This window comes from Chitinophaga ginsengisegetis (assembly GCF_900168065.1).
GTDB classification, from domain to species: Bacteria; Bacteroidota; Bacteroidia; order Chitinophagales; family Chitinophagaceae; genus Chitinophaga; species Chitinophaga ginsengisegetis.
Genome location: NZ_FUZZ01000001.1, coordinates 448,097 through 472,018, shown reverse-complemented (window position 1 = coordinate 472,018; position 23,922 = coordinate 448,097). Strand labels below are relative to the sequence as shown.

Annotated in this window: 19 protein-coding genes; 12 read left to right on the top strand and 7 right to left on the bottom strand. The window is 46.9% G+C overall.

What is annotated here, in order from left to right; all coding sequences use genetic code 11:
• Nucleotides 1-20: 20 nt before the first annotated feature.
• A complete protein-coding gene (locus B5Z18_RS01735) occupies nucleotides 21-1,022 on the top strand; it encodes a PorP/SprF family type IX secretion system membrane protein (protein WP_079467689.1) in 1,002 nt (333 codons plus the stop codon).
• Nucleotides 1,023-1,040: 18 nt separating this feature from the next.
• The gene (locus tag B5Z18_RS01730; RefSeq protein WP_079467688.1) at nucleotides 1,041-2,858 is read left to right on the top strand and encodes an OmpA family protein; all 1,818 of its coding nucleotides are present in this window, start codon (nucleotides 1,041-1,043) and stop codon (nucleotides 2,856-2,858) included.
• Between the two features lie 68 nt (nucleotides 2,859-2,926).
• Here B5Z18_RS01730 and B5Z18_RS01725 read toward each other — a convergent pair whose 3' ends face one another.
• Nucleotides 2,927-3,700 carry a hypothetical protein gene (locus tag B5Z18_RS01725; RefSeq protein WP_079467687.1) on the bottom strand — a complete coding sequence of 258 codons (774 nt, stop codon included), beginning with the start codon at nucleotides 3,698-3,700 and terminating at the stop codon, nucleotides 2,927-2,929.
• A gap of 97 nt (nucleotides 3,701-3,797) precedes the next feature.
• On the opposite strand from B5Z18_RS01725, the gene B5Z18_RS01720 reads away from it, so the two are divergent.
• The 3 genes from B5Z18_RS01720 (at nucleotide 3,798) to B5Z18_RS01710 (ending at nucleotide 6,560) form a co-directional block, all read left to right on the top strand.
• Nucleotides 3,798-4,589 (top strand): DUF6597 domain-containing transcriptional factor, encoded by a 792-nt coding sequence (locus B5Z18_RS01720; protein WP_317044678.1) that lies wholly within the window; start codon nucleotides 3,798-3,800, stop codon nucleotides 4,587-4,589.
• Nucleotides 4,590-4,759: 170 nt separating this feature from the next.
• The gene (locus B5Z18_RS01715; RefSeq protein ID WP_159454150.1) at nucleotides 4,760-5,497 is read left to right on the top strand and encodes an alpha/beta fold hydrolase; all 738 of its coding nucleotides are present in this window, start codon (nucleotides 4,760-4,762) and stop codon (nucleotides 5,495-5,497) included.
• Between the two features lie 301 nt (nucleotides 5,498-5,798).
• The gene (locus tag B5Z18_RS01710; protein WP_079467684.1) at nucleotides 5,799-6,560 is read left to right on the top strand and encodes a hypothetical protein; all 762 of its coding nucleotides are present in this window, start codon (nucleotides 5,799-5,801) and stop codon (nucleotides 6,558-6,560) included.
• On the opposite strand, the gene B5Z18_RS32985 is transcribed toward B5Z18_RS01710, so the two are convergent.
• Nucleotides 6,546-11,375 carry a PKD domain-containing protein gene (locus tag B5Z18_RS32985; RefSeq protein ID WP_159454149.1) on the bottom strand — a complete coding sequence of 1,610 codons (4,830 nt, stop codon included), beginning with the start codon at nucleotides 11,373-11,375 and terminating at the stop codon, nucleotides 6,546-6,548. The two genes, B5Z18_RS01710 and B5Z18_RS32985, sit on opposite strands and share 15 nt — an antisense overlap.
• Nucleotides 11,376-11,501: 126 nt before the next feature.
• Here B5Z18_RS32985 and pxpB point away from each other — a divergent pair, with 126 nt between their 5' ends.
• The 7 genes from pxpB to B5Z18_RS01660 all read left to right on the top strand — a co-directional run bounded on the left by pxpB (nucleotide 11,502) and on the right by B5Z18_RS01660 (nucleotide 18,658).
• A complete protein-coding gene (gene pxpB, locus B5Z18_RS01700) occupies nucleotides 11,502-12,212 on the top strand; it encodes a 5-oxoprolinase subunit PxpB (RefSeq protein WP_079467682.1) in 711 nt (236 codons plus the stop codon).
• A gap of 20 nt (nucleotides 12,213-12,232) precedes the next feature.
• The gene (locus B5Z18_RS01695; RefSeq protein WP_079467681.1) at nucleotides 12,233-13,228 is read left to right on the top strand and encodes a 5-oxoprolinase subunit C family protein; all 996 of its coding nucleotides are present in this window, start codon (nucleotides 12,233-12,235) and stop codon (nucleotides 13,226-13,228) included.
• Nucleotides 13,204-13,980, top strand: coding sequence for a 5-oxoprolinase subunit PxpA (locus B5Z18_RS01690; RefSeq protein ID WP_235015861.1), 777 nt, complete (start codon nucleotides 13,204-13,206; stop codon nucleotides 13,978-13,980). The genes B5Z18_RS01695 and B5Z18_RS01690 overlap by 25 nt, the downstream gene beginning before the upstream one ends.
• Nucleotides 13,977-15,152, top strand: a complete 1,176-nt coding sequence (locus B5Z18_RS01685) for an NRAMP family divalent metal transporter (RefSeq protein WP_235015860.1) — start codon at nucleotides 13,977-13,979, stop codon at nucleotides 15,150-15,152. Before B5Z18_RS01690 ends, B5Z18_RS01685 begins: the two co-directional genes overlap by 4 nt.
• 275 nt (nucleotides 15,153-15,427) lie before the next feature.
• Complete coding sequence (locus B5Z18_RS01680; protein WP_079467680.1) at nucleotides 15,428-16,444, top strand: hypothetical protein; 1,017 nt, start codon at nucleotides 15,428-15,430, stop codon at nucleotides 16,442-16,444.
• A 1,143-nt stretch (nucleotides 16,445-17,587) separates the two neighbouring features.
• Nucleotides 17,588-18,133 (top strand): hypothetical protein, encoded by a 546-nt coding sequence (locus tag B5Z18_RS32225; RefSeq protein WP_235015859.1) that lies wholly within the window; start codon nucleotides 17,588-17,590, stop codon nucleotides 18,131-18,133.
• A 120-nt stretch (nucleotides 18,134-18,253) separates the two neighbouring features.
• Nucleotides 18,254-18,658: a DoxX family protein gene (locus B5Z18_RS01660; protein WP_079467676.1), complete on the top strand. Its 405-nt coding sequence runs from the start codon at nucleotides 18,254-18,256 to the stop codon at nucleotides 18,656-18,658.
• A gap of 75 nt (nucleotides 18,659-18,733) precedes the next feature.
• Here B5Z18_RS01660 and B5Z18_RS01655 read toward each other — a convergent pair whose 3' ends face one another.
• The 5 genes from B5Z18_RS01655 to B5Z18_RS01635 form a co-directional block, all read right to left on the bottom strand.
• Nucleotides 18,734-19,477: a DUF1223 domain-containing protein gene (locus B5Z18_RS01655; protein WP_079467675.1), complete on the bottom strand. Its 744-nt coding sequence runs from the start codon at nucleotides 19,475-19,477 to the stop codon at nucleotides 18,734-18,736.
• Nucleotides 19,478-19,581: 104 nt separating this feature from the next.
• The gene (locus tag B5Z18_RS01650) at nucleotides 19,582-20,343 is read right to left on the bottom strand and encodes a LytR/AlgR family response regulator transcription factor (RefSeq protein ID WP_079467674.1); all 762 of its coding nucleotides are present in this window, start codon (nucleotides 20,341-20,343) and stop codon (nucleotides 19,582-19,584) included.
• Nucleotides 20,324-21,343: a sensor histidine kinase gene (locus B5Z18_RS01645; RefSeq protein ID WP_079467673.1), complete on the bottom strand. Its 1,020-nt coding sequence runs from the start codon at nucleotides 21,341-21,343 to the stop codon at nucleotides 20,324-20,326. The genes B5Z18_RS01650 and B5Z18_RS01645 overlap by 20 nt, the downstream gene beginning before the upstream one ends.
• 69 nt (nucleotides 21,344-21,412) lie before the next feature.
• On the bottom strand, nucleotides 21,413-22,750 hold the full coding sequence (locus tag B5Z18_RS01640) for a heme-binding domain-containing protein (protein ID WP_079467672.1): 1,338 nt from the start codon (nucleotides 22,748-22,750) through the stop codon (nucleotides 21,413-21,415).
• Nucleotides 22,751-22,770: 20 nt separating this feature from the next.
• Nucleotides 22,771-23,808 (bottom strand): alpha/beta fold hydrolase, encoded by a 1,038-nt coding sequence (locus tag B5Z18_RS01635; protein WP_143313463.1) that lies wholly within the window; start codon nucleotides 23,806-23,808, stop codon nucleotides 22,771-22,773.
• Nucleotides 23,809-23,922 lie beyond the last annotated feature (114 nt).

The window sequence follows — 23,922 nt, the reverse complement described above, 5'->3', positions numbered from 1 at the left end:
TGCTACAAAAAAAGTAAAAGATGCAAACAGTACTCAGAGCAGGAATAATGGTGATGCTGCTGGCAATAGGGATGCGCGGAGTGGCGCAACAGAACATACAGTTCAGCCAGTACGTGTTCAACGGGTTAAGCATAAATCCTGCCTATGCAGGCTATAAGGAAGACCTGTATGTGAACACCGTATACCGCCATCAGTGGGCCGGATTTCCCGGCGCGCCCCGTACAGGCGGCGTGTCGGTAGACGGAGTAACGCCTGCCAGTGATAACAAGGTGGGACTGGGGCTGCAAATGTTGTTTGACAAACTGGGCCCGCAGGATGCTTTGTCGCTGTATGGTTCGTACTCCTACCGGATTCCGCTGGATGATGAAGATACGCGCCGGCTTTGCATCGGGTTGGGCGGTGGCGTTACCCAGTATTCTATTGACGGTAACGCGCTGCAATACACCGATAACGACGATTCCGCCATCCCCCTGGGTAAAAAGAGTGTATGGGTGCCGGATGCCCGCTTCGGGGTTTATTACTATACTCCCCGCTTTTATGCAGGAGCTTCCATCATGGACCTGTTTTCTCTCTATACCGATGCTACCCGTTACAGCTGGAAAGGAAACAATTATTCTACTATCCGTAAAACACAGCACCTGTATATTACTACAGGTGCTATGTTCCCGCTGGGAGATAACTTACAGCTGAAGCCTTCTATTCTTATCAAAGAAGATTTTAAAGGGCCTACTAACGTAGACATCAATGCCTTTTTGCTGATCGGCGAAAAGCTGTGGGCCGGCGCATCCTATCGTACGGGTGTGGGTTTGTGGAACAAAACCGGTTTGCAGAAAGACCTGAGTGAACTGGATGCAGCCAGCGTGATGGTGGAATTCTATGCTACAGAAAATCTCCGCATCGGGTATTCCTACGATCTGAGTATTAATAAAATGGCAGGTTACCAGGGTGGATCGCATGAAATATCATTAGGCTTCTTAATCCCTTCGAAAAATTTCACTGTAAGGAATCCCAGGTATTTTTAACTCTTAGTTACTACCCGTATGATACGTTGCACTATAATTATTATTCCGCTGTTTTTGATTGTCTCCAACCTGTACAGCCAGGAGCAGAAAAGCTTGTCGCAGTTGGCTGATGCAGCTTATGCAAGACAGGAGTATGCAGAGGCAGGAGCGCTTTATAACAGGATTGCCCGTAACAAGGGAAGTAAGATGCCGGTAGATGAGCTGATGAAGATGGCCCATAGTTACCAGGAGATCGGTTACTTTAAGGAAGCTTCGGATGTATACAAGGAGATCACGGGCCGTCCCGACCGTCCTGCAGCGGTTTATTTTGCGTATGGAGAAGCGCTCCGGCAACTGGAGCAATATGAGGAAGCAAAGCAGCAGTATGCGTTGTTCACCACCTCCAATGCGGACAGTCTTAAATTAAAAGACATTGCGCTGCAGGGTTGCGATAGTGCTGTTGTATGGCGTAAACAGGGCGTTCCGGTGCAGTTAAAGCCGGTTAAAGAACTGAACACCCAGGGCTCCGACCTGGTAAGCGGGGTAGTACAGAAAGGATTGCTGCTGATGTCAAACGGCTACCGCACGATGGCGCTTAATAATGGCTCGCAGTCAAAACCACCTATCGATAAACGCACCGAACAACCTTATTATAAAGCATACGTTTACCAGCAATACACCGGTAGCAATACCGATATGTACCTGGAAGAACTGGCGCCTGCATTGTTAGGTAAATACGATTATCATATTGGCCCGGTATGTCTTAACAGCACAGAAGATACCCTCTATGCCACTATCAACATACAAGGCAAGGGTGTACCTGTTACCGGCAAAGGACTCGTAAATGGTGTCCGCCAATTGCAGATCTATCAATCTGTAAAAAAAGATGGTAAATGGGGAACACCGGTATTGATGCCCGGCATCAATCTAACCGGATATTCTTCCAGTCATGCGGTGCTTAGCACCGGTGGCGATGTACTCTATTTTGTATCAGACCGCCCGGGTGGCCTGGGGCAAACAGATCTCTGGTACTCGGAGAAGCAGGCAGACGGCTCCTGGGGCGCGCCGCTTAACTGTGGCAGCCAGGTGAACACAGTGGCAGCAGAAACCTTTCCCACCGTTAACGAAGATGGTATCCTTTACTTCTCCAGCAGGGGCTATGCAGGAATGGGCGGCTACGACATTTACCGCGTGAAAGGAGGGAAGTCCAGCTGGGAAACACCCGAGAACATGAAAGTGCCGTTCAACTCCGGCGCCGATGATCTGGGACTGATCCTGAAACGTAATGGCTATGAAGGTTACCTGGCTTCCAACAAACCGGGCAGCATGGGTAAAGATGATATTTATTACTTCTCTGATCCCGATTACTTTAGCCGGATTAACCGCAGGGAGAACCCGGCGCCGGTGACAACAGATCCTGCTACCACACCACAGCCACCTGTAACAAGCGGGCAGCCAGGTTTGGTAACGAGAAAGCATACTGCGGAAGAAGAAACAGATAAACAGCAGCTGGAAGAACTGAAGTTCCTCTATGATTATAACAGCGCATCCCTGCTCACTGAATCCCGCAGGATCCTGGACCAGGTGGCAGCGGTGCTGAAGCGTCATCCCGACTGGAAGATCGTGATTTCATCCTTTACTGATAACCGTGGCTCTGATCAGTATAACACCGATCTGTCGGCGTTACGTTGTTATGCAGTAATAGATTACCTCGTTAATAAGGGCCTCGATCCGAAACGCCTCTACTACAGCAATAAAGGGGAAAGCAACCCTGTGAACGGTTGTAAAGATGGTGTGCCATGTAAAGAAGAGGATTATAAACAGAACAGGCGTTCTGAACTGAAAGTAAAATGGTAGGCATAGGGTTATAATACAGTGTACAGAAGGCACCTAAAGAGGGTGCCTTCTGTTTTTACAGGCTTTTATCAGGTATACTCCAAACAAATCACGGCCTTCTTCATCTGATCATCATAAAACAAATAGATCTGATCAGCGGCATTTTCCTGGAAATTATATCCCTCCATACAGGCTATATAGTTGAAAATACTTCCATCTGCCTTAACAGGCTTATCTATCAGGTTGGTGCCGGCGTATTCGCATTCGTCGAGCGGAAGATTAGCTACATTAACTTCATCTATTACGCCGTTGATTTTTTTACTTATACTTTCTGCGAAGTAATCTGAAGGCTCATCCTTGTGTATATCTTCTGCAGTAAGTTTCAGCAGTCTTTCTAATTTCCTGATTCCATCTACCGTTAAACCGGGTCTGTAGAAATCCCGGTCATACAGTTTTCCGAATTTTTTATAGTACGACTTCTTTAATTGGTACATTGCCTCATTAAAATTAAACTGGATCTCTTCATCGCTATACTCCAGGTGATAATTTTCCGGCAAAATTTCAGTGGAAACGGTAAAGTATTCCCAATCCGCGTCAAACTTATATTTGCCATCTATGATATCAAACCCGAACATATCACACCTGGTGTAATCTGTGTGAAACGAGGTAGTGTTTTCACCTACCCGGCCGTCGTATATTTCTTTTACAGAAACAAAATGCAACCACTGATCTTTGTCTTGCGAAAAGAATTTCAGGTTGATAGAACATAATGGCAGGAAGTATTTCCTGTGATTTTCCAAATCATCATAGAAAACATCCTGATATTCCGGAAATATTTTAATGAAGTTACCTGGTATTTCCATTTCTGTTGAGTTTTGTTTGAACGGAGAAAGGTAGTATTTTACCTGCCGGTTATCATGTTAAATGAATATTATAATTATACATTCCCAAATAAACTGAATTTATCTGATTAAACATGAAATCATAGCGCCCGCAACCATGTTACGTTCGTTTGTTCAATACTTCTGGACATTGAAAGTAGAACGGAGTACGACGAATGAATCGCCGATACGGACATTTGTAGACGATTCTTCCGGGATAGTTATGGAGTTTGCATTGGACCCCGAAGGATATTTTCCAAAGAGAACAATGGTATACGGACAAACGACCACACCAACAGAAAACAGGGACAATCCTTCGTTTTTAGCATTGGGTGTGCTTTTGCATCCCGCTGCCATCCATGAATTATTTGGAATGAACGCCCATGAACTGACCAATCAAAGAATCAGGTTAGATGAATTCTCACGGATATCTTTTACAGATATTATTTCATCTAAAAAAAATATACCGGATATCATACAGGTTTTGTCAGCATATTTTGCGGCAAAGATAGCTGATGTAAAAGGGCAGGATACATTTATCAGGCATTGTATACAGCATATAAAAAACCGGGTGGAAACGGTTACTGTTAAGGAGTTGTGTGATTGTTATAGTATCTCAGAAAGACAACTGGAGAGAAAATTACTGACAATTATCGGTGTTACACCCAGGCATTACATCAAAACAATCCGATTCAAAAAAGCCCTCACATTGATAGCAGGCAAATCTTTCAATAAGCTCTCTGATATTGCTTACCAGTTAAATTATTTTGACCAGGCACATTTTATCAGGCAAGCAAAAGACCTTTCAGGTTTAAACCCGAAATTATTGCAAAGCCAAATGAACATAAAGGTGGCAAATATTATCCTGTAGCATTAACCGATTGTCGGAAACTTACAATTTTCAGCAGCAGATAGTAGATATTTTCGTGAGCGGAAACATCGAAACCTAAACAGGAAAAGTAAGACGATATCATGTACTGCTGCAAAATCATTTTGATCATCATAAGTCTATTGGGCTTATCAAATGGATCGTGTAACCCAATGAAACAACAACCTAATGATACTTTTATATTGGTGCATGGCGGATTTCACGGCGCCTGGTGCTGGGATAAGCTACGGCCTTTTATGGAAGAGAAAGGCTTCGTGGTAATTACTCCCGACTATACAGGCAATGGAAAAGAGTTTCATTCGTATACAACGCGCATTGGCGCTTTGCTTGAAAAGCAACAGCAGCCCGTAATTATACTCGGCCATAGTTCAGGAGGAATGGTGATTACGGAATTGGCAAAGAAATATCCGGATAAGATAAAAGGACTGATCTATCTATCGGCCTTCCTGTTGCCGGAGGGCATGTCTCCGCCGGAAATCATGCAGGATGATACCATCTCTCTTATGCAATCATCCCTGATTATAGACAAAAGCAATGGTACGGTGAGGGTGAACAAAAAGAAAGCAAAGCAGTTGTTTTATGCTGACTGTGAAGACCCGGTAGCACAGTGGGCCATCAGCAAATTAACCCCGGAACCTGTAAAACCCGCGGGGAACAAGGAGAATAGCCGGACGGATATAGCGCCTGAACAACCCATCCGGAGATTTTATATTGAAACCCTGCAGGATAAAGCCCTGGGTATTACAAGCCAAAGGCGCATGCAGTATCTTTTACCTTGCGAAAAGGTGTATACGCTCACCAGCGGGCATTCCCCCTTTCTATCACAACCCGGTAAACTTGCGGCAGTACTGGCAGACATCAGTACCTTACTTAACTCCCCGGCGCCGTGAAGCTACCTGTCACCTGCATCTGCCATGCTTCGGACCTGCGTATCCCATGCGCTATCTATACTGTTACCATGCACTCCTGATGGACTCCTGATGCACTCCTCATGCACTATGAATGCACTATGCATAAACCGGTGCGACGTATTCCGGCAAAAAGCGGCAAAAAGCGGTAAAAGCGGCAGCTTTGTTTTTACGCATGCAGGGTAGTGGATACTTTCGCCTGGTACGTCTGTGTAATCAACAGGCGGAGCTTAACAGGCATAGCTATCTAAACTGCCTATCTTTTAACGAAAACATTTTAACGATGAGTAAACAGGACGGATTGTTGCAATTTAATGGCGCAATCGAAAATCTATCTTTTTATAAAACCAAACGTGGTTATGTAGTCAGAAAGCGATCCGGCGTATCCGGGGCGCGGATATCGGCTGATCCTGCATTCCAGCGTAGCAGGGAAAACAGCATGGAATTTGGCCGGGCTGGCCGGGCAGGAAAATTGCTTCGTTCCGCTTTCCGTTACATGATCAGGAATGCTGCCGATAGTGGAATTACACCCCGCCTCCTCAGGGAGTTCCTGAAGGTGATAAAAGCCGATGTAACCAGTGAGCGGGGATATCGTAACGTGATGAATGGCGACATAAAGATCATGGAAAAGTTTGAGTTCAATACGACGAGCGGGATGAGCACTTCTTTTTATGCGCCTTTAACGGCAACCATTGATCGTGCTGCCGGGGAAGGAACTATCGTAATACCGCCATTCTATCCGGCAAGGGAGGTGCAGTCGCCCCGCGGCGCCACGCATGTAATCATTACCTGTGGCTTTAGCGCGATTGATTTTGAGGAAGCGCAGTATGAAAGCGATGAAATAAGCAGTGAGGCATTGGTACTGGATAGCCACCTTACCGAACCACTCACACTTACCGCCAGCGTTTCACCGGGCAGTCCTTTTCCTTTGTTCCTGGCGTTTAGCGTTGAGTTTGTGCAGATGGTAAACGAACGGCCGTACCGGCTGTCGGATGGGGCATACAATGCTATGAAGATGCTGGTAGCCGACTCACTTTATCAGTAGGATGCTTCCTTTGAATTCAAATTTCTCCCCGTTTTCGCAGATGGTTTGCATGTAATAAATGTAGCTTCCAAAAGCGGCTTCCTGATTGTTGATCCGGCCATCCCAACCGGCGGCAGGGGTATTGATCTGGAAATGAATATTTTCAAAGATAAGTTTTCCCCAGCGGTCATAAATACGCAGGTACCCGATTTCCTTTACGCCTTTTCCCTTAGGATAGATGCGGTCGTTTTGTCCATCCTGGTTGGGAGTAAATGCGTTAGGCATGTAAATGGCAGACTGATTGCACAGGATGTGTATGGTAACGTCGTCTTTTGCTTTGCAGCCATAGCGGTTTTCCACTTCCACGGCGTAGGTGGTGGTAAGATTGGGAATCACCTGTATGCTGCCACAGCCGGGGCAGTTAAGGTCCTGTGCTGGCGACCATTTGTAGCTGACCACATCGTTACTGGCGGAGGCAGTGAGCTGTACGGGTGTGCCGGCAGGAACATTCCGGTCGGGGCCAGTGTTTACTAACGGGTACGGTGCTACGATTACCTGCAGGGATGTTTTATCAGAGAAGCATCCTTTGCTGTCGTAGCCTGTTACCGCGTAGGTATAGTTGCCTGTGTTAGTAAGCGTAGCAGTGGTAACGCCTTCGTTAGGATTTGCCAGCCCGGTGCCTTCCCATTTGTAATAGTCAGCGCCGGAGGCATATAACGGCAGCACTGCACCCTGGCACAGGGAGGTATCCGGTGAGGCCGTTACCTTAAACGGTTGGATTACCTGCAGTGTTAACTGGTCGGTATTAATACATCCGTTGCTGTCTGTTACTTTCACATGATAGGTGGTATTGGTATCAGGACTAGCCGACGGGTTTGCGATCAGCGGGTTGCTGAGTCCTGCAACCGGTGTCCATTCGTAACTGGCGCCACCGGTAGCCTGTAACAGGGTAGTATTGTGCAAACAGATAAATTCACTCATAGAGCTGGCTTTTGCATCGGGCAAAGGCAGCACGTTTAAGAGGTGATGGGCCGTATCAGTACATCCATCTTTATTGGTAACAACAAGGGATATATCTGCCGGACCAGGCTGGGAGAATACCTGTTGCGGTGGCTTACTTCCGGCCGGTTTTTCCCCGTTAGGGAAGTTCCACTCCCAGGTAAGACCGTTGTCGTTCGCAGCGCTGCCGCTGAACCCGGCCGGTGACGATACACATACTTTATCGGGGCCTGCAATAATGGCTTCCGGTTTAGTATATACGTTCACGTTAGTAGTCACTGTTTGTTTACAACCATAAGCGGTGGTGGTGGTAAAACTAAAATCATACCTGCCCGGTGCAGGAATATAAAAAGAAGGAGTAGCTGTTGTTTCGTTGGATGGTACCAGTGATGGATTGAAGTCCCATTTATAGGTAGCCGGTTTGCCTAACTGGTCAATGGAAAAGCTGTTGAATACAGGATTGAACGTAACGGTTCCTTTACCGCAAAGAATAGCCGGTGCTGGTGTTAACTGCACATCCAGTTTATCAATAACGATGGGGTTGCGGAGAAGGGCGCTGCCTCTGCAACCGGCGGCGTCAGTCAGCAGTAGTCTCGGCTGATAAATACCCGGTGTTTTAAAAACGTGTTTCACTACGTTGTCGGTGGTATGAAGAATAATGCCGTCCGTAAAATCCCAGCTGAAATCCTGCGAACCCTTGCTGACAACATTAAACTGAATTTCCTTTTCCAGGCATCCGCCGTCGGAACTGGCTATTATAGCGGCATAGGGGCCTTTTACTTCTATGGTATCAATGTATTTGTCTGTTACGCCTGCTTCTCCCTGTGCGGTTAGGATCACCTCGTAAAGTCCCGGTTCCGTATAGGTATGTACAGGATTGGCTTCAATGGAAGTAGTGCCGTCGCCAAAGCTCCAATAGCTGGAAGTATAGCTGAGGGAAGTATTGGTAAAGAAGAAGATCATGGGTGCGCAACTGCCACCATTTGCAAAGCGGGAGCTATAGGTAAAGTCGGCGCCAACACTGGATACCCTTACCTGTTTTTTGGCACTGTCTTCACAACCATTATTATCCTGCACGCGCAGTACTACCTGGTGGGCGCCTGGCAGGGTGTAGTTGTTTGTCACTGTTCCGGTGGCGGTAGAAGTATGGCCATCTCCAAAACTCCAGTTCACACTGGTGATAGCGCCACCGGTTTCGCTGGATTTGTTGTAGAAGTATACATCTGTGCCTGGTTTAACAAGATAGCTGCTGGCATCGAATACGGCCTGAGGGCCTTTTACCTGGAGGGTATTATCATAGCCATAACTTACACAACCTTCTTTGTCAGTCACCTTCATCATAGGGTTATAATTTCCCGGTTGTTTATAGGTATGCCGAAAAGGTCCTTTGGTAAAGGTTTCTACGGGAGTGCCATCTCCGAAATCCCATTGCCACTCACTAATACCTGCGCTGTAAGTGGTATTGGTCAGGTCAGTGAAACTCAGTTCGCTGCCCGCGCATTTGGCGGCAGGCAGTTTAAACGCGGCAACAGGACCCCGTACATTTACGGGAACGATGTTACTGAGATCTATACATCCCTGCAGGTTTTCGGCTGATAGTTGTATGAATTGTTTGCCGGGAGAAAGATTTTTGTAGATGAATGTTTGCTGGTCGTCAGGATCGCTCTGATCAATGCCACCAGCCAGCCATTTGTAGCCGGAAGATTTATAGATAGCCGGGTTGTAGCTGGTGATGGCGGCGCCCAGCACATCGTTGCTGCACAGCGTACTTTTATCGGTGCTGATCACTACAGGAGATGGAGCAATCACTGTTACCGTTAGTCCTTCATGCGTGGTACAGTGACTGTCTTTCGTAGTAAGTGCCACCTGGTATGTGCCGCTGCCGGGGAAAACGTGTGTTAAAGTAGCGGTAGGCACGGTATAGGCAGTATCGGTACCATCGCCCCAGGACCATTGCCAGGATTCCGCCCCGATGGAATGATCTTCAAAAACAATGGTGGTGCGTTTGTTACAGTCGACCGGCCGGATGGAATACCGGGGGAATGGATTGGTAGCGGTAATGTATTTCTCTTTAACAATGGTATCATAACAGGTGTGATTACCTACTATCAGCTGTACGGTATACGTTCCCGGTAGCTGGTAGCTATATGTAGTGTTTTTACCGGTTCCGGTGGCTCCATCTCCAAAATCCCATCGCCAGCTGTCGCCAATATCTGATTGGTCTTTGAATGCAGCCGGGTTATTACCGCAGATTTCCGGGGCGTCCGGTGAATAGAATTCAGGAACAGGCTTTTTATATACTTCTACCTTATTCACTGTTTCTACCTTTCCCGTACAGCCGTTAACGGTAGTATAGGTCAGGTAAACGGTGTAGATGCCCGCGTTATTATATTGATGTACAGGCGCAGCTAACGCAGATACCGGGCTACCATCGCCGAAGTCCCATTGGTAGGTTTTAATAACGTCTGCATTGTTAACCACCGCACCAAAGGTGGTTATTAATCCTTCGCAACCGCTCCTGTTTTTTCCATCTGCCGTTATTTTTACCGGGGCTATATCAAAGCTACTGTTGGTAGTAGCTGCGCAGCCATCTTTGCTGGTGGTTACCAGGGTAGCAGTGTAGTTACCGGCTGCGGTGTAGGTGTGTGCCGGATGTTGCGCGGTGGAGGTTTGCCCGTCGCCAAAGTCCCATTGCCGGGCAGCGGCAGCAGGAGCATTGTCCGTGAACGTGGCGGTAGCGGGCATGTTACAGAAAGGAGGTATCATCACGCTGATACTGGCGGTGGGAGATGGTTTTATATCCAGTTTTTTTTCTACCACCTCCACACATTTACCATAGGTAGCGGTTAGTTTAACATTTAACGAACCGGTAGCAGGAGGGGTGTAGATAGTGGTATTGTCCGCGTTGTTCAAAGCTGGTTGCCCGTTTATTTCCCAGGCTACTTTGAGCTGATCTGTAGTAGCAAATACGCCGCCGTAAGTGCCGGGTGTGTTGGCACAAACGGGTGATGGAAAGGTAAAGTTGGTAGTATAGGCGGCCACGTTAATATCGGCTGCTTTTTTGACCGAGGTACAATGCATTTCATTGGTCACCGTCAGCGTAATAGCGTGGAGCCCTTTGCTGGTAAAGGTATGCGTACCGGGATCTTTTAAAGAAGATGTGCTGCCGTCGTCAAAAGCCCAGTTGTAAACGAGGGTACCTGGTCCGGTGGAAGTATTGGTGAGCTGCACGGTGGCAGGGGCGCTGCAGAATATTTTTTCGGGTACGGAAAAACCGGCTACAATGGGCGGGGCTACCTTTACCATGGTATCCACTAATTTGAAGCTGGTGCATTGATAGCTGTTAGTAACGATGAGCGTTACCGGGTATTTCCCGGCCTGCTGATAAGTATGTGTACTGGTGCTGCCGGTGCCGGTGGTGCCATCTCCGTAATCCCAGGTATAGGTAAGGAGAGTGCCGCTTACCGGGTCTGATTTATCTGTGAAGGTGGTTTGTAAAGGTGCGCAGCCTGTTACGTTGGTGGCTGTGAAATCCACTTTAGGTCTGGATCTTACGGTAATAAATCCTGTTTTGGTGATGGTAGCTGATTGTCCGGCTGCATCTTTTACCGTGAGGGATACCGTATACACGCCGGGTTTGACATAGGTAGCCCCGGGGTGCTGTTCAGTAGAGGTATAACCGTTACCGAAGTCCCATTGCCAGGATATAGGCTGGCCTGTTGATTTATCACTAAATGTTGTTAGTAGCAGTTCACAATCGCTGGTTGATGATGCATTGAAGTCTGCTTTAATTTGTGCCTTTGCTCCCGAGAAAATAAAACAATCCGCTAATAGCAAAATAAGTAGTGATGGACCCAATTTAAGCTTTGCCAGGCTAAAAAGGTTCATTCATGGATACGTTATGTACCATGAATTTACGCTATTAATAGTAATGTGCAATAGTTATTTTATCTTCATAAACTAATGCGTAGGAACTACACTATATCTCCATTGGGCGACCGGGCTGTAATCATTGAATGGGAACAACAGATCAGTGAGGATATTCACCGCCGGGTAATGCAGGCATTCCGGCAGTTGCAGGAGCTGCATAAACCATACATCCTGGATCTTATTCCGGCCTATGCTTCCTTAACAGTTGTATACGATGCGGTAGTGTTGTACAGGGAGCTGCATGGCAACGCCGGTGAAAAGATCAGGGAGCTGATCTCGGCAACGCTGGAGGAGACAGCCATAACTGCTGCCGCTCCGCCCCGCCGGTTGGAGATCCCTGTATGCTATCACCCTTCCCTGGGCCCCGACCTGCATGCGATGGCGGAAAGCAAAAACGTATCCCCGGAGCATATCATAGCACTGCATACAGCACAAACGTACACCGTATACATGCTGGGCTTTCTGCCCGGCTTTCCCTATATGGGCAAAGTGCATGAGCAGCTGGTAACGCCCCGGTTAAAGCAACCCCGGCTCAGGGTACCCGCGGGAAGTGTGGGTATTGCCGGTGCGCAAACGGGTATTTATCCGCAGGAATCGCCGGGAGGCTGGAATATTATTGGCCGCACGCCCCTGCGGTTATTTGATGCCGGTGCGGAAACTCCCTGCTATTGTGGCCCCGGCGATGAGGTAAGATTTATGCCCGTATCGCTGGAAGCTTTCCGGGAGATGACCCATTATATTTGACATTTTAAGATCCAAAAACATTGATACAGGTAGTACAACAAGGATTGCTGGATACCATCCAGGATGCAGGACGATACGGTTACCAACACCTGGGTATTAATCCAGGTGGCGCTATGGATCGTGTGGCGCTTGCGGTAGCCAACAGCCTGGTAGGCAACGACCTCACCGAAGCGGCTATTGAACTGCATTTTCCCGCATCGGCTTTCCTGTTTGATACAGATGCCATGATCGCCTTATCCGGCGCTGATTTTGGCGCTATCGTCAATGGTCAGCCCCTGGACATTAACAGGCCCGTACTGGTGAATAAGCAAACGGTACTGCGTTTCAGCAAGCCTGTTTCCGGTGCACGGTGCTACCTGGCGATACGGGGCGGGCTGGCACTTACGCCCTGGCTGGGAAGCTACAGCACCCATTTAAAGGCCGGCGCCGGCGGCTTGGATGGCCGCCCGCTGAAAAAGAATGATCATCTTCAGCTACGGCAGGATAATATTTCCCCTTTATGGTTCCGGGGCAGGGAAGTGGTACCGTTACGGTGGACCGCCGATGTAAGTCACCTGTACACCACAAAAGATATTATACGTACGCTGCCTGGGAGTCAATGGAGCCTGTTACGGGAAGACGCCCGCCAGCAATTTACCGCTGCTGCATTTTCGTTAACGGAACAAAGCGACCGGATGGGGTTCCGCCTGAGCGGTCCGCCGCTGGCTACACAGCCACGGGAGGAACAGCTATCGGCCGGCATCACCAGGGGTACTATACAGCTGTTGCCCGACGGGCAACTCATTATACTGATGGCAGACCATCAAACCACCGGCGGGTATGCCCGGCTGGCGCATGTGATCACTGCGGATATGCCTTCCCTTTCGCAACGTATGCCGTACCAGGAGATTCATTTTAGCATGACGGATGAAAAAACAGCATCTGCCCTGTTGTGGAAACAGGAGCAGGACTTGCTCTTTCTTCAAAATGCCTGTAAATTACGACTGGAGGAATGGCTGCAACAACAGCCTGTTTAATCATCATCATTATGCATTATATAGATCTTAACTGCGACATGGGAGAGGGGCTGGACAACGATGCCGCCATTATGCCTTTTATCAGCAGCGCCAATATTGCCTGTGGCTATCATGCCGGCGATCATGATACGATGTTGCGTACGGCCACGCTGGCACTCGAAAATAAGGTAGCTATCGGCGCTCATCCCGGCTTTGCAGATAAAGAGAATTTTGGCAGAACGGAGCAGCAGCTTTCAGATCATGCATTGTATGAATTGATCACCACACAACTATACGCCATGCAACTGGTTTGCAAATCGCTGCATACTACGATGAGGCATGTAAAGCCTCATGGCGCATTATACAACATGGCCGCTAAATCGCCGGCTATGGCCCGCGTGATTGTTAAAGCCGTAAAAGATGTGGATTCCCGGCTTTGCTTTTTCGGACTCAGTAACAGCTGGCTTATCACGGCTGCCAGGGAAGCAGGATTAAAAACAGCCAGCGAAGTATTTGCCGACAGAACCTACCGGGATGATGGAACACTTACTCCCCGCACACAACCCAACGCGCTCATTGAAAAAGAGGAGCAGGCGATTGCACAGGTGCTGCAAATGGTTACTGAACAAAAGGTAACTACCGTTAACGGGCATACGATTCCGATAACGGCGGAAACGATTTGTCTTCACGGCGACGGCGCGCACGCCGTAACATATGCGCGCGCTATTAATAACGCATTACATCATCACCAACTAACCATACAACGGCCTTGAGCAAACAAAAATCTTCCGTGCTGCTGGGTGCAGCGTTCCTCATGGCTACTTCCGCCATTGGTCCGGGTTTCCTTACACAAACAACCGTATTCACGCAGCAACTGGCGGCGTCTTTTGGTTTTGTAATATTGATATCAGTGCTGCTGGATATTGGCGCACAGCTGAATATCTGGCGTGTACTTACCGTTTCCGGGTACCGCGCACAGGATCTTGCCAATGCGTTGTTGCCGGGCCTGGGTTATATGCTGGCCGCTTTGGTGGTAACAGGCGGACTGGCCTTTAACATCGCCAACATCGGCGGCTGCGGACTGGGGTTACAGGTACTCACCGGCATGGACACGGTTTACGGCGCCTTGCTGAGTTGTGGGATTGCGCTGTTTATTTTCTGGATGAAAGAGGCGGGTCATGTACTGGATCAGTTTACACGATGGCTGGGCATCCTGATGGTGCTGCTTACTTTGTACGTTGCCGTGAGTTCACATCCACCGGTATTGCAGGCAGTACAACAAAGCGTATGGCCCGCGGTGATTGATACAAAGGCTATTGTAACGCTTGTTGGCGGAACCGTTGGCGGTTACATCAGTTTTGCCGGCGCGCACCGTCTGCTGGACGCCGGTATCAGCGGAACAACGCAGATCCGCTTTGTTAACCGCAGTGCCGTAAGCGGTATTGTTATTACCGCTATCATGCGTGTGCTGTTGTTCCTGGCAGCGTTGGGCATTATTACACAGGGCGCGGTACTCGACAGCGGTAATCCGCCTGCATCTGTATTCCGGATAGCAGCAGGGGAAATTGGTTACCGTTTCTTTGGTATTGTGATGTGGAGCGCTGCCATTACTTCTGTAGTAGGAGCTGCTTATACTTCCGTTTCTTTCCTGAAAACATTTCATCCTTTTATTGCCGCCAACGAGCGTTGGTTTATCAGTGTTTTTATACTTTTCTCCACCGTTGTTTTTGTAATAGCCGGCAACCCCGTACAACTGTTGCTGATGGCAGGGGCGCTCAATGGGCTCATATTGCCGGTAGCCCTGGCAGTGGTGCTGGTGGCGGCTGGCAGCACACGGCTGCTGCAGCATTACCGGCATCCTGTATGGATGCAGCTGGCAGGGTGGTTAGTGGTGCTTATAATGGGGTATCTTGGCGGGGTTACGATTGCGGCGTGGGTGAAATGAGGGGAGGAACTTGCCGACAAAAGAAATTTCAAAATGGGAATTTGAACCTTCGGAAAAATATATTATTTTGCGCCGTAGTTAATGCCAGAAAGTTATTTTAACAGTTATAAGAAATCATTCCTTTGCCTTCATAGCTATACCTGGAAAAGTAATGTGTTGCCCATAAGAGTTATCCCTAACTTTCTTTTTTTAGCATATACTGTTTTGTTCGAGAAGTTGCTGTGCGATGTAATACCCGCCATTGTAACGTTTTTTTATAATATAATTTAATCCCTATGATCAAAGTTATCTTCAGTTTTTCAGTTTTGTTATGTGTATGGTTTCCGGTAAAAGCCCAAACAGATACATTCAGTACATTGAATTTCCCCAACACTTATGCCAATACGATCACTACAGGGTTCTATAGTGCCAACTTCAGGTCTGGTTTTATTTACCAGAGCAGTGCCTCCATCAACTTTGGCCTGACCGGTTTAAAGGCCAGTAATTTCCGGTTCCGCTGGTTGGCTCACGACAACGGCGCAATAGACTATTCAGCCGATACAGACCAGTTAATGTTCCTGGATGGCAATGGCAACCTGAATCTGAAAGGGTCGCTTACTGCTAATGGTAACATTGGGATAGGTATGGCGCCCACTGCAGACAAGCTGGCGATAGATATGGGCGCCACAAGGGGAGGCGTAAACTTTTTGAGCGATGGGGACGCCAACGCTTACATGGATTTAAAATTCAGTGTTAAAACGACAACGGGTATTGCAACCGGTAAACCCGTGCTCTGGGAAGCGTCTTTAAGGAAGGACGGTTATTTTAGTGCAGATGTCAGCGGGCCTACACTGGAGTTTTATGCAGTGAGACAAGGTTCGGGGTTTTATGCGCCGTTGTTGTTCAAATCGAACGGAGACATTATCCTGGCCGGCGCTCAGAATGCCACCAATGGAAATGTAGGCATTGGTACCACCGATACGAAGGGATACAAATTAGCGGTGAATGGCGACGCTATTTTTACCAGGATAAAGGTAAAGGCAAATACCGCCTGGCCCGACTTTGTGTTTGCACCTGGTTATGATTTACCTGCTTTGTCTGAAGTAAATGCCTTTATTAAGGAGCATAAACACCTGCCGGATATGCCTTCGGAAAAAGAGGTGAAAGCGGAGGGACTGGATTTGGGAGAGATGAATAAAAAGTTATTGCAGAAGGTGGAAGAGCTGACATTGTATATTCTTAAACAGGATGCGCAGTTAAAGCGGCACGAACAGGAAATACAGCAACTGAAATCATCCGTTAAAAAGCGTTAACCGGAGAAACATCCTATTGCCTTAGATAAAAAATCCCTTTTATGATCTTTTCTAAGAAATCCCTTTTTTCTTCTCTTTGTTTGTTGCTGGTGATATCTGTTCATGCACAGGTACAAAAGGAAAAAGTACAGAACATAATACCTTCAAGCCCAACAGCAGCTTCTTTAGGTAAATATGGCGAGATCCCCGTAGGTAACTATACGGGGATTCCCCAGATAAACATACCTATCTATGAAATAAAGCAGGGTAACCTATTCGTATGATGGGGGCAAAGCCCAATATGAATTTCAACAGGGAGCCACATCAGTATCGGTTCCAAAGGTAATTGAATTAGGAGGTGTTAAAATAAATGCGACAGAAACAACCGTAACTCCAACGGGAGAATTAAAATCCGTAAAAAAAGTAAAATGAGAACAATTATTTCATGTGTTATACTATTCGTCAACTACTTAACTTGTAGTGCGCAAGTGCAGGTCAAACTTGTGGAGTATGAATATATTCGCTTTTCGTATACACAAACGTGCAATAAAAGTTTTATAAATAAAGCTATGGTTTTTAGAAAAGGGAATGATAGTATTACTATAAACCAGAAGCTTCCTTTCAACTTTGACAAGAAAGAAATCTTTGATAATGGCATTTTTTATAGTTGTAATATAGAAGTTGGCAACACATATACTCTTAACTTAATTCAAATAACACAAGATTCAATACCTATTGAATACACCAGCTACTATAGGATAAATTCCATTTTCCCCAATAAAGGAAGGAAATCAGAGTTTATTGAAATAAGTAAAGATTCAGCGTTTGATTATAAAGGTCGTTATGACAAGTATTTTGACATTAAGAATACACTTTACAAAATGACGGTTCTAAGTCCGGCTACGAATTGTAAATTTGACCATTAGCAAAACTATTGTTGGAGCAGACGCATTATTAGAAGTATAACGGGATAGAGTTTATACAATGGATCACCCATATATTAACAAAATATTTCTAAGCACGTTTTTATTCCTTCTTTGCTTATCCTCTACCGGACAGCGTGTAAAGAATCCTACACTCATATCCGGCCGCTATCAGAAGGTAAATGGAAAAGAGTTGCTATTCTTAAATGATAACAAAACATTTCTCTGTATCAGAAATCAGGTGCAGAAACCCGATGTGATCGTTCCGCTTTGTGATACCCTGGCTAAGGGCTTTTGGGAGCAGCGGGCGGGATTTGTTATATTAAAGAATAGCAATGATTTTAATAAGATGGATTACGCAATAGAGGAATCTGAGATGTCATCGGGGGATTCCGTTTATTTTAAAATTATATTGCCTGAAGAAGATGCGCTGAACTATAGTAACTTTAAATTCTCCATCATTACCTCTCCATTAACCGGGCAATTTATTGAAGCCGGTAAACCGGAATTTGCCATATCCAAAAAATCATGGGGAGATGTAACTTTTGGTTTGGTGATACGTAATATTGCGCCGGGTAGTGATTACGGTACGAAGTCGTATCACCGGATTTATTTTAATGTATTCGAAGACTACAGGCCCCGGAACAGCCGTTTCAATCTCTTTACAATTACCATTAAAAACTTTAATCAGTGTTTTTATGAAGCAATGGATATAGGGGGAGAGGTAATAGGCATTGAAAGCAATGGCTTATTCTGGAGAGGAAACACTTACAGGAAAGTGAAGTAACGCCCGCACCGTGTATTGTCTAACCAGCCTCTCCATTTGTCCGCTTCACGCCAAAATACCTGGACTATTCCCGCTGCCTGCAACAATTTTGTGTCATCAATAACATAAACCCAAAAGATTATGACACAGAAAACAGTAACAACAATTTATTGGATAGGAACCGTACTCACTTCCCTGTGGTTTGGCGCAAGCGGTTTTTTTGAAATCACCGGGAATCCGGTTGTGTGGGGAATAACCCAGCAATTGGGGTATCCTTCGCATTTTATTTACCTGCTTGGTATTTTCAAGCTCTCCGGTGTGGCGGTTCTTTTAACGCCTGGTAAGCTGCTCCGGTTAAAAGAGTGGGTGTTCGCCGGTATTTTCTTCGATATCATTTTTGCCTTTGCATCGAAACTGAGTGTACTCGGCTTACCGGCCACCATCGACGCTGTTGTGGCGTTTATTATGGTAAGCGTAACGTACGCGATGTTCCGGAAGCTGTATCCGGGCTTAAATGCAGCGTTTGCACAGCGTCATGAGTTGTAAAAGTGATAAGCTACTACCTAAAAAAGCAATGCCCGGAATATATTTCCGGGCATTGCTTTTTTAGGTAGTGCCGTATTACAAGGGAACCCGCGTGGCCGCTTTGATAACGCCTGTGCCGGAATCCTGGATCATACCAATCAGTTCCCACTCCTGTGTATTAAAGTCACCGGGCAAGCTGATCTGCGCGCTGCCGGCTCCCGGGTCAAACGTGCGAAGATCGCGCACAATCTGAACATGTGAAAGCATGCGTCCTTCGTTTTCTCCCCTCGTCACTTTACTGACTGCATGTTTTTGCACTACGGCTACCAGCAGGCGACTGTTGCCGGCATCGCCCGTAACGTTATAGGTAAGCGCAGCTTTGCCGGATTGCAGCTGCGCCTTGATGTTCAGGGTTTCTTCAGCGGGACTGGCCAGTGCATTTGCCATTGCATTAGTTACAGCAGCTTCGTCTGATCCTACGCAGGATGATGTACCATTGATCACCAGCTGGGGGGTATATACCTGGCTGTTTAACTGCTGACTGTATTGATACTGGCGCTTTGAATACCGGGGATCGCTGAAGATGTCTTTCCAGCCAAGCCGGTTCCAGTAGTCCACATGATACGCCAGGATATAAATGGGTTTATTCCCGGCTTCCTGTTGGATACGGGCCAGCAGTGCATCGGCGGGTGGGCAACTGGAGCATCCCTCCGAGGTAAACAATTCCAGCACGGCAAAGCCGTTACCGGTATGAACGGGTTGCTCTGAAGCGGTACGCTGGTTTGCAAATACCGCTGAAAATAATGTGAGTGCAATTGCGGGGATCATGATTAATTTCATCTTTTGAATTTTTATTTATTCAAAAGTACCGGCCGGCTACGGCAGCAATAAGCTAAAAAGCCGCGAGGTAGACATTTTCAGCTTTCAACCGGGAGAAAATAACGCTAACGCTCTTCCATCCAGCTAAGAAAGCTATGGGATTTTTCTTTATTTACAAGCAGTTTGTCCGGTGTTTCAATCACCAGCCTGACGTATAGTTTACGGAGAAAATAAGGTTCCACTTCTTTGATGGCTTTGAAATTAATGAGGTACTGGCGGTTAAGCCGGAAAAACTGCAGGGAAGACACCGACTGGGTTATCTGGTCAAGCGACTGGCTGATCACATACTGCTGCTTGTCAAAACACATTATCCAGGTGGCATCATGGCGTATATAGAAGAAGGCAATGTCTTCCACATTTATAGTCCTGTACTTCTGGTTTTGAAAGATGAGGAAACTGGTTTTGCCGCTGGAAGGAGTTAATTTTGAAAGCAGGTCGCCAAGATCAGGAATTGTTTTTTGCTGAAAGAAATTTTTCAGTTCATCCACCTTTCTTAATGCCTCCTGTATATCCTGTTTGGAAAAAGGCTTCAGCACATAATCCACCCCATTATTTTTAAAAGCATCGAGGGTATATTCATCATAAGCCGTGCAAAAGATCACCGGGCAGGTGATCTTTACCGATTTAAATATTTCAAAGCAAAGTCCGTCGGCAAGCTGGATATCCATAAAGATCAAATCGGGCATGGTGCCTTCAGACAGCGCGCTGACGGAACTTGCCACGCTTTGATACTGCCCCGTAATTTTAGCGTTGGGTTTTAATCCCAGTATCATATTTGCGAGTGACTTGGCTGTTTTAAGTTCGTCTTCAACGATGATGATGTTCATGAATAAGCGGAAGTTTGATTTGAAAAACTTTTTCGTTGCCAATAATATCAATATGCCGGTTCAGCAGATGCTGGTATCTCTGGTCAATATTTTTAAGACCCACACCTAGCGAATTTTGTTCTCCCGTTTTCTGCTGCACCTGGTTCTCCACCACTATCCGGTCATCTTCTTCATATAACCTGATATGTAAAGGCTTTTCCAGGGAAACGATATTATGTTTGATGCAATTTTCAACGAGCAGCTGCAGCGTAAAAGGAGGAATAAGCGTTTTCAGCGTGTTGGGACTAAGCGTATTCTCAAAAGTGAAACCATCTTCAAACCTTGCTTTCTGAAGAAAAAGATAAGCATTGAGAATGTCCATTTCTTCACTGACATGAATCAGGTCCAGTTTGCGGCTCTCGAGCGTAAACCTATAGAAATTGGATAGTTTGATGATGAAGTCGACTGCTTCCTCCTCGCCGCTTTCCACCATCGCCTTCAGGGTATTCAGGCTGTTGAACAGGAAGTGCGGATTCACCTGCTGTTTCAGTAGTTCATACTGCGCGCTGAGATTATCACTTTTGATACGTTCCAGTTCCATCGTTACATGCTGGTTTTCATAATTCTGCTGCAGCAGGTGCAGGAACATATAAAATACCAGGTTAATCAGGATACCTCTTACTTCCACCATCAGCATAACCGGTCCAAAATTGATGTGCGACAGGATCAGCTGCTGGATGCAGGCAAGGCCCAGCATTACTACCAGGCCAAATAACAGGCTGCTTATCAGTTTTGAATACGAAATGCTCTGCTTTCGCGGGCTATCATCCTGCCGGGACAACATGAAAATATTGAAGTACCACATCAGCACAGCGAAGGTGGCTGTAATACCGGCATTAACAGCTGCTTCCGCCAAATGAAAATGATGCTCGGCAATTTGTGGCACGGAAGACAACAGCCCTAGAACAATGGAGCTGACCCATATGGTTGCCTGAGATATTTTAAACCCTGGTTTTTTCATCTGTTGGAAGTCAATCTAATGGCAATAAAAATATTGATTTTTAATTTATCATCAGGAAAAGTTAAAGTATCAGGGAAAAACAGATGGTTTGTGAGAAAATATAGCGCTGATCCTGGCAGCCGGACTTACTTTATCGCCAGCATTACCGGTTGGCCACTGGCCGCGTTCCAGCTTATAGGTCAGTTTATCTGCTACGCCTGCATCAGAGGCCGTGGACACGGTTTCAATGCTTTGCACTTCGCCATTGATATAACTGCCAAACCAGTATTTATTATCGGCCTGTTTGTAAGTAACGAGCCGGAATATTTCGCCGGGAACATACGTTTTATAACCGGTAAGCGCACTTTGCTGCGCGGAGGTGTTACCATACAACACAGACATGCTTTGTTGCTGCCTGTTGGCAAACGATGTGATCACGTGCAGGTTTCCGGCGTCAAACATCTCCCGCTTATTTTCTTTATCAGCCAATGGCAGGTTGAATACATAATCATTTCCGCTGGCTATTTTATGGCAATTGAAGCAGGTGGTATTAAACATGGGCGTGGCTCCCTGGGGCTTGAGCGCCGTGCCGTTGAATTTTGCAAAGCCCCATCCTTTACTATCCGCGAAGCGCTTGTTGTTTTTAGTCATGATCTGTACGCTGTTTAAAGAACCGGGAGTGATGTCGCCGTTCCTTTCTTCAATGCTGTTCCACACTACTTTTACAATGGTACTGCCTTCGGGAAAAGGGTTGATCTGGTTTTCTCTGAGGGCTTTTGCTGCAATGGCGTTGCCATATACTACCCGTATACTGTGGTTGTCGAACCGGTTGGTGGTACTGATCACCTGCCACTCGCGGTAGCCGGGTATATACGCCACTCCATTCGCTGCAACAGGGTTTCCGGCTGCGGGGAGAGACTGTTGTTGAAATTGCCGGAACTCCTTCGCGGCTTCATTTATAACGGTAGTATCGTGGTAGGTTGAAGGACTGGTGTTCGTCACATACTCTTTTAAAACAGAGATATCCTTTGCAGAAAGCCTGGAACGAGGATGCGTGGCGGCATAAGTAGCCAACGGCATTTTTCCTGTGAGCACCATATTCACCATTTCCCACAGGCGTCCCTGTTGGTCGGCAGGGGAGAGTGTATCCCAGGTCGACAAATTAAACCGGGATCTCGCCGTTGTAACATCTGCGGATACCAGCCATGAAACCGGTGCAATGTGGTCATACCAGCTGAGCTTTGTTTCATTGGAATGGCAATCGTAACAGGCACGTTGAAGAATTGCCAGTACTTCATCCGGCGCTTTTATGGGTGCTGTTACCGGCTGGTTTTGAACCGGCTGCCCGATGAATTGTATGCCGGTTAACATTACAACAAACAGGGCTATTAACAGGACTGGTTTCTTTTTTAGGGCAGCTAGTTTCATAAATTATTTTTTACTGAGAATTAATAACTATTCGCTTCCATAATGGCCTTCGAAAACGCTTCCGGCGCTTCCTGCGGAAGGTTATGGCCCGCTCCTTTGATGACACGGTGTACATGCTTGCCTGTAAACATGCGGGCATATGCAGAGCCATCACCGGCGGGAACCACGCCATCTGAGTCGCCATCCAAAGTAACCGATGGAACAGCAATGACAGGCGCTGCGGCCAGTTGCTTTTCAATGGCATCGTATTGTTGCTCACCGGGCTCTATGCCCAGCCGCCAGCGGTAGTTGTGGAGCACAATAGAAACATAGTCCGGGTTATTAAACGAGGCTGCGGACAGGTTATAAGTGGTATCATCAAAATCCCATTTCGGAGAAACATTTTTCCAGATCAGTTTGTTGAAGTCGTGCCAATTGGCGGTATAACCCAGTTTACCACGCTCGGTGGCAAAGTAATACTGATACCACCATCCCCATTCTGCTTTTGGTGGCAAGGGTTGTTTGTTTTTTTCCAGGTTATTAATAAGATAGCCATTAACCGAAACCATTGCTTTGCAACGTTCCGGCCATAGTGCCGCGATGATATTGGCAGTGCGTGCTCCCCAGTCGAACCCGCCCAGGATGGCCTTTTCTATATGAAGTGCATCCATCAGCGAAAGGATATCACTTGCTACCGCCGCCTGTTGCCCGTTTCTGAAGGTTTGGGCAGACAGGAACTTCGTGGTACCATGACCGCGTAAATGAGGCACAATTACCCGGTATCCTTCAGCAGCCAGTATGGCGGATACTTTTGCGTAGCTGTGAATGTCATAAGGCCATCCATGCAGGAGGATAACGGGCTGGCCGTTTGCCGGGCCGGCTTCGGCATAGCCAATATCGAGTAGTCCGGCCCTGATCTGTTTGATTTCCCGGAAAGATACAGGAGCCTGGTAGCCGTTTTTATCACTGCGTCCTGTAGCGGCCAATGCCTGCAAGGAGGAGAGTTTGGTGGCTGCAAAGGTTAAAGCAGCTGCGCTTAAAAAATGTCTGCGGTTGAATTTTTTTGTCGGTTCCATCATGCTTTCCTGCAGATGCTTTTGTGCTCCCAGGAGAAACAAAAGTAGCCGGCAAACCAAACAACGGGAATGGGTTTTAGGGTGAGTTGGACAAAATGAGGGCTCATTTAGACATAT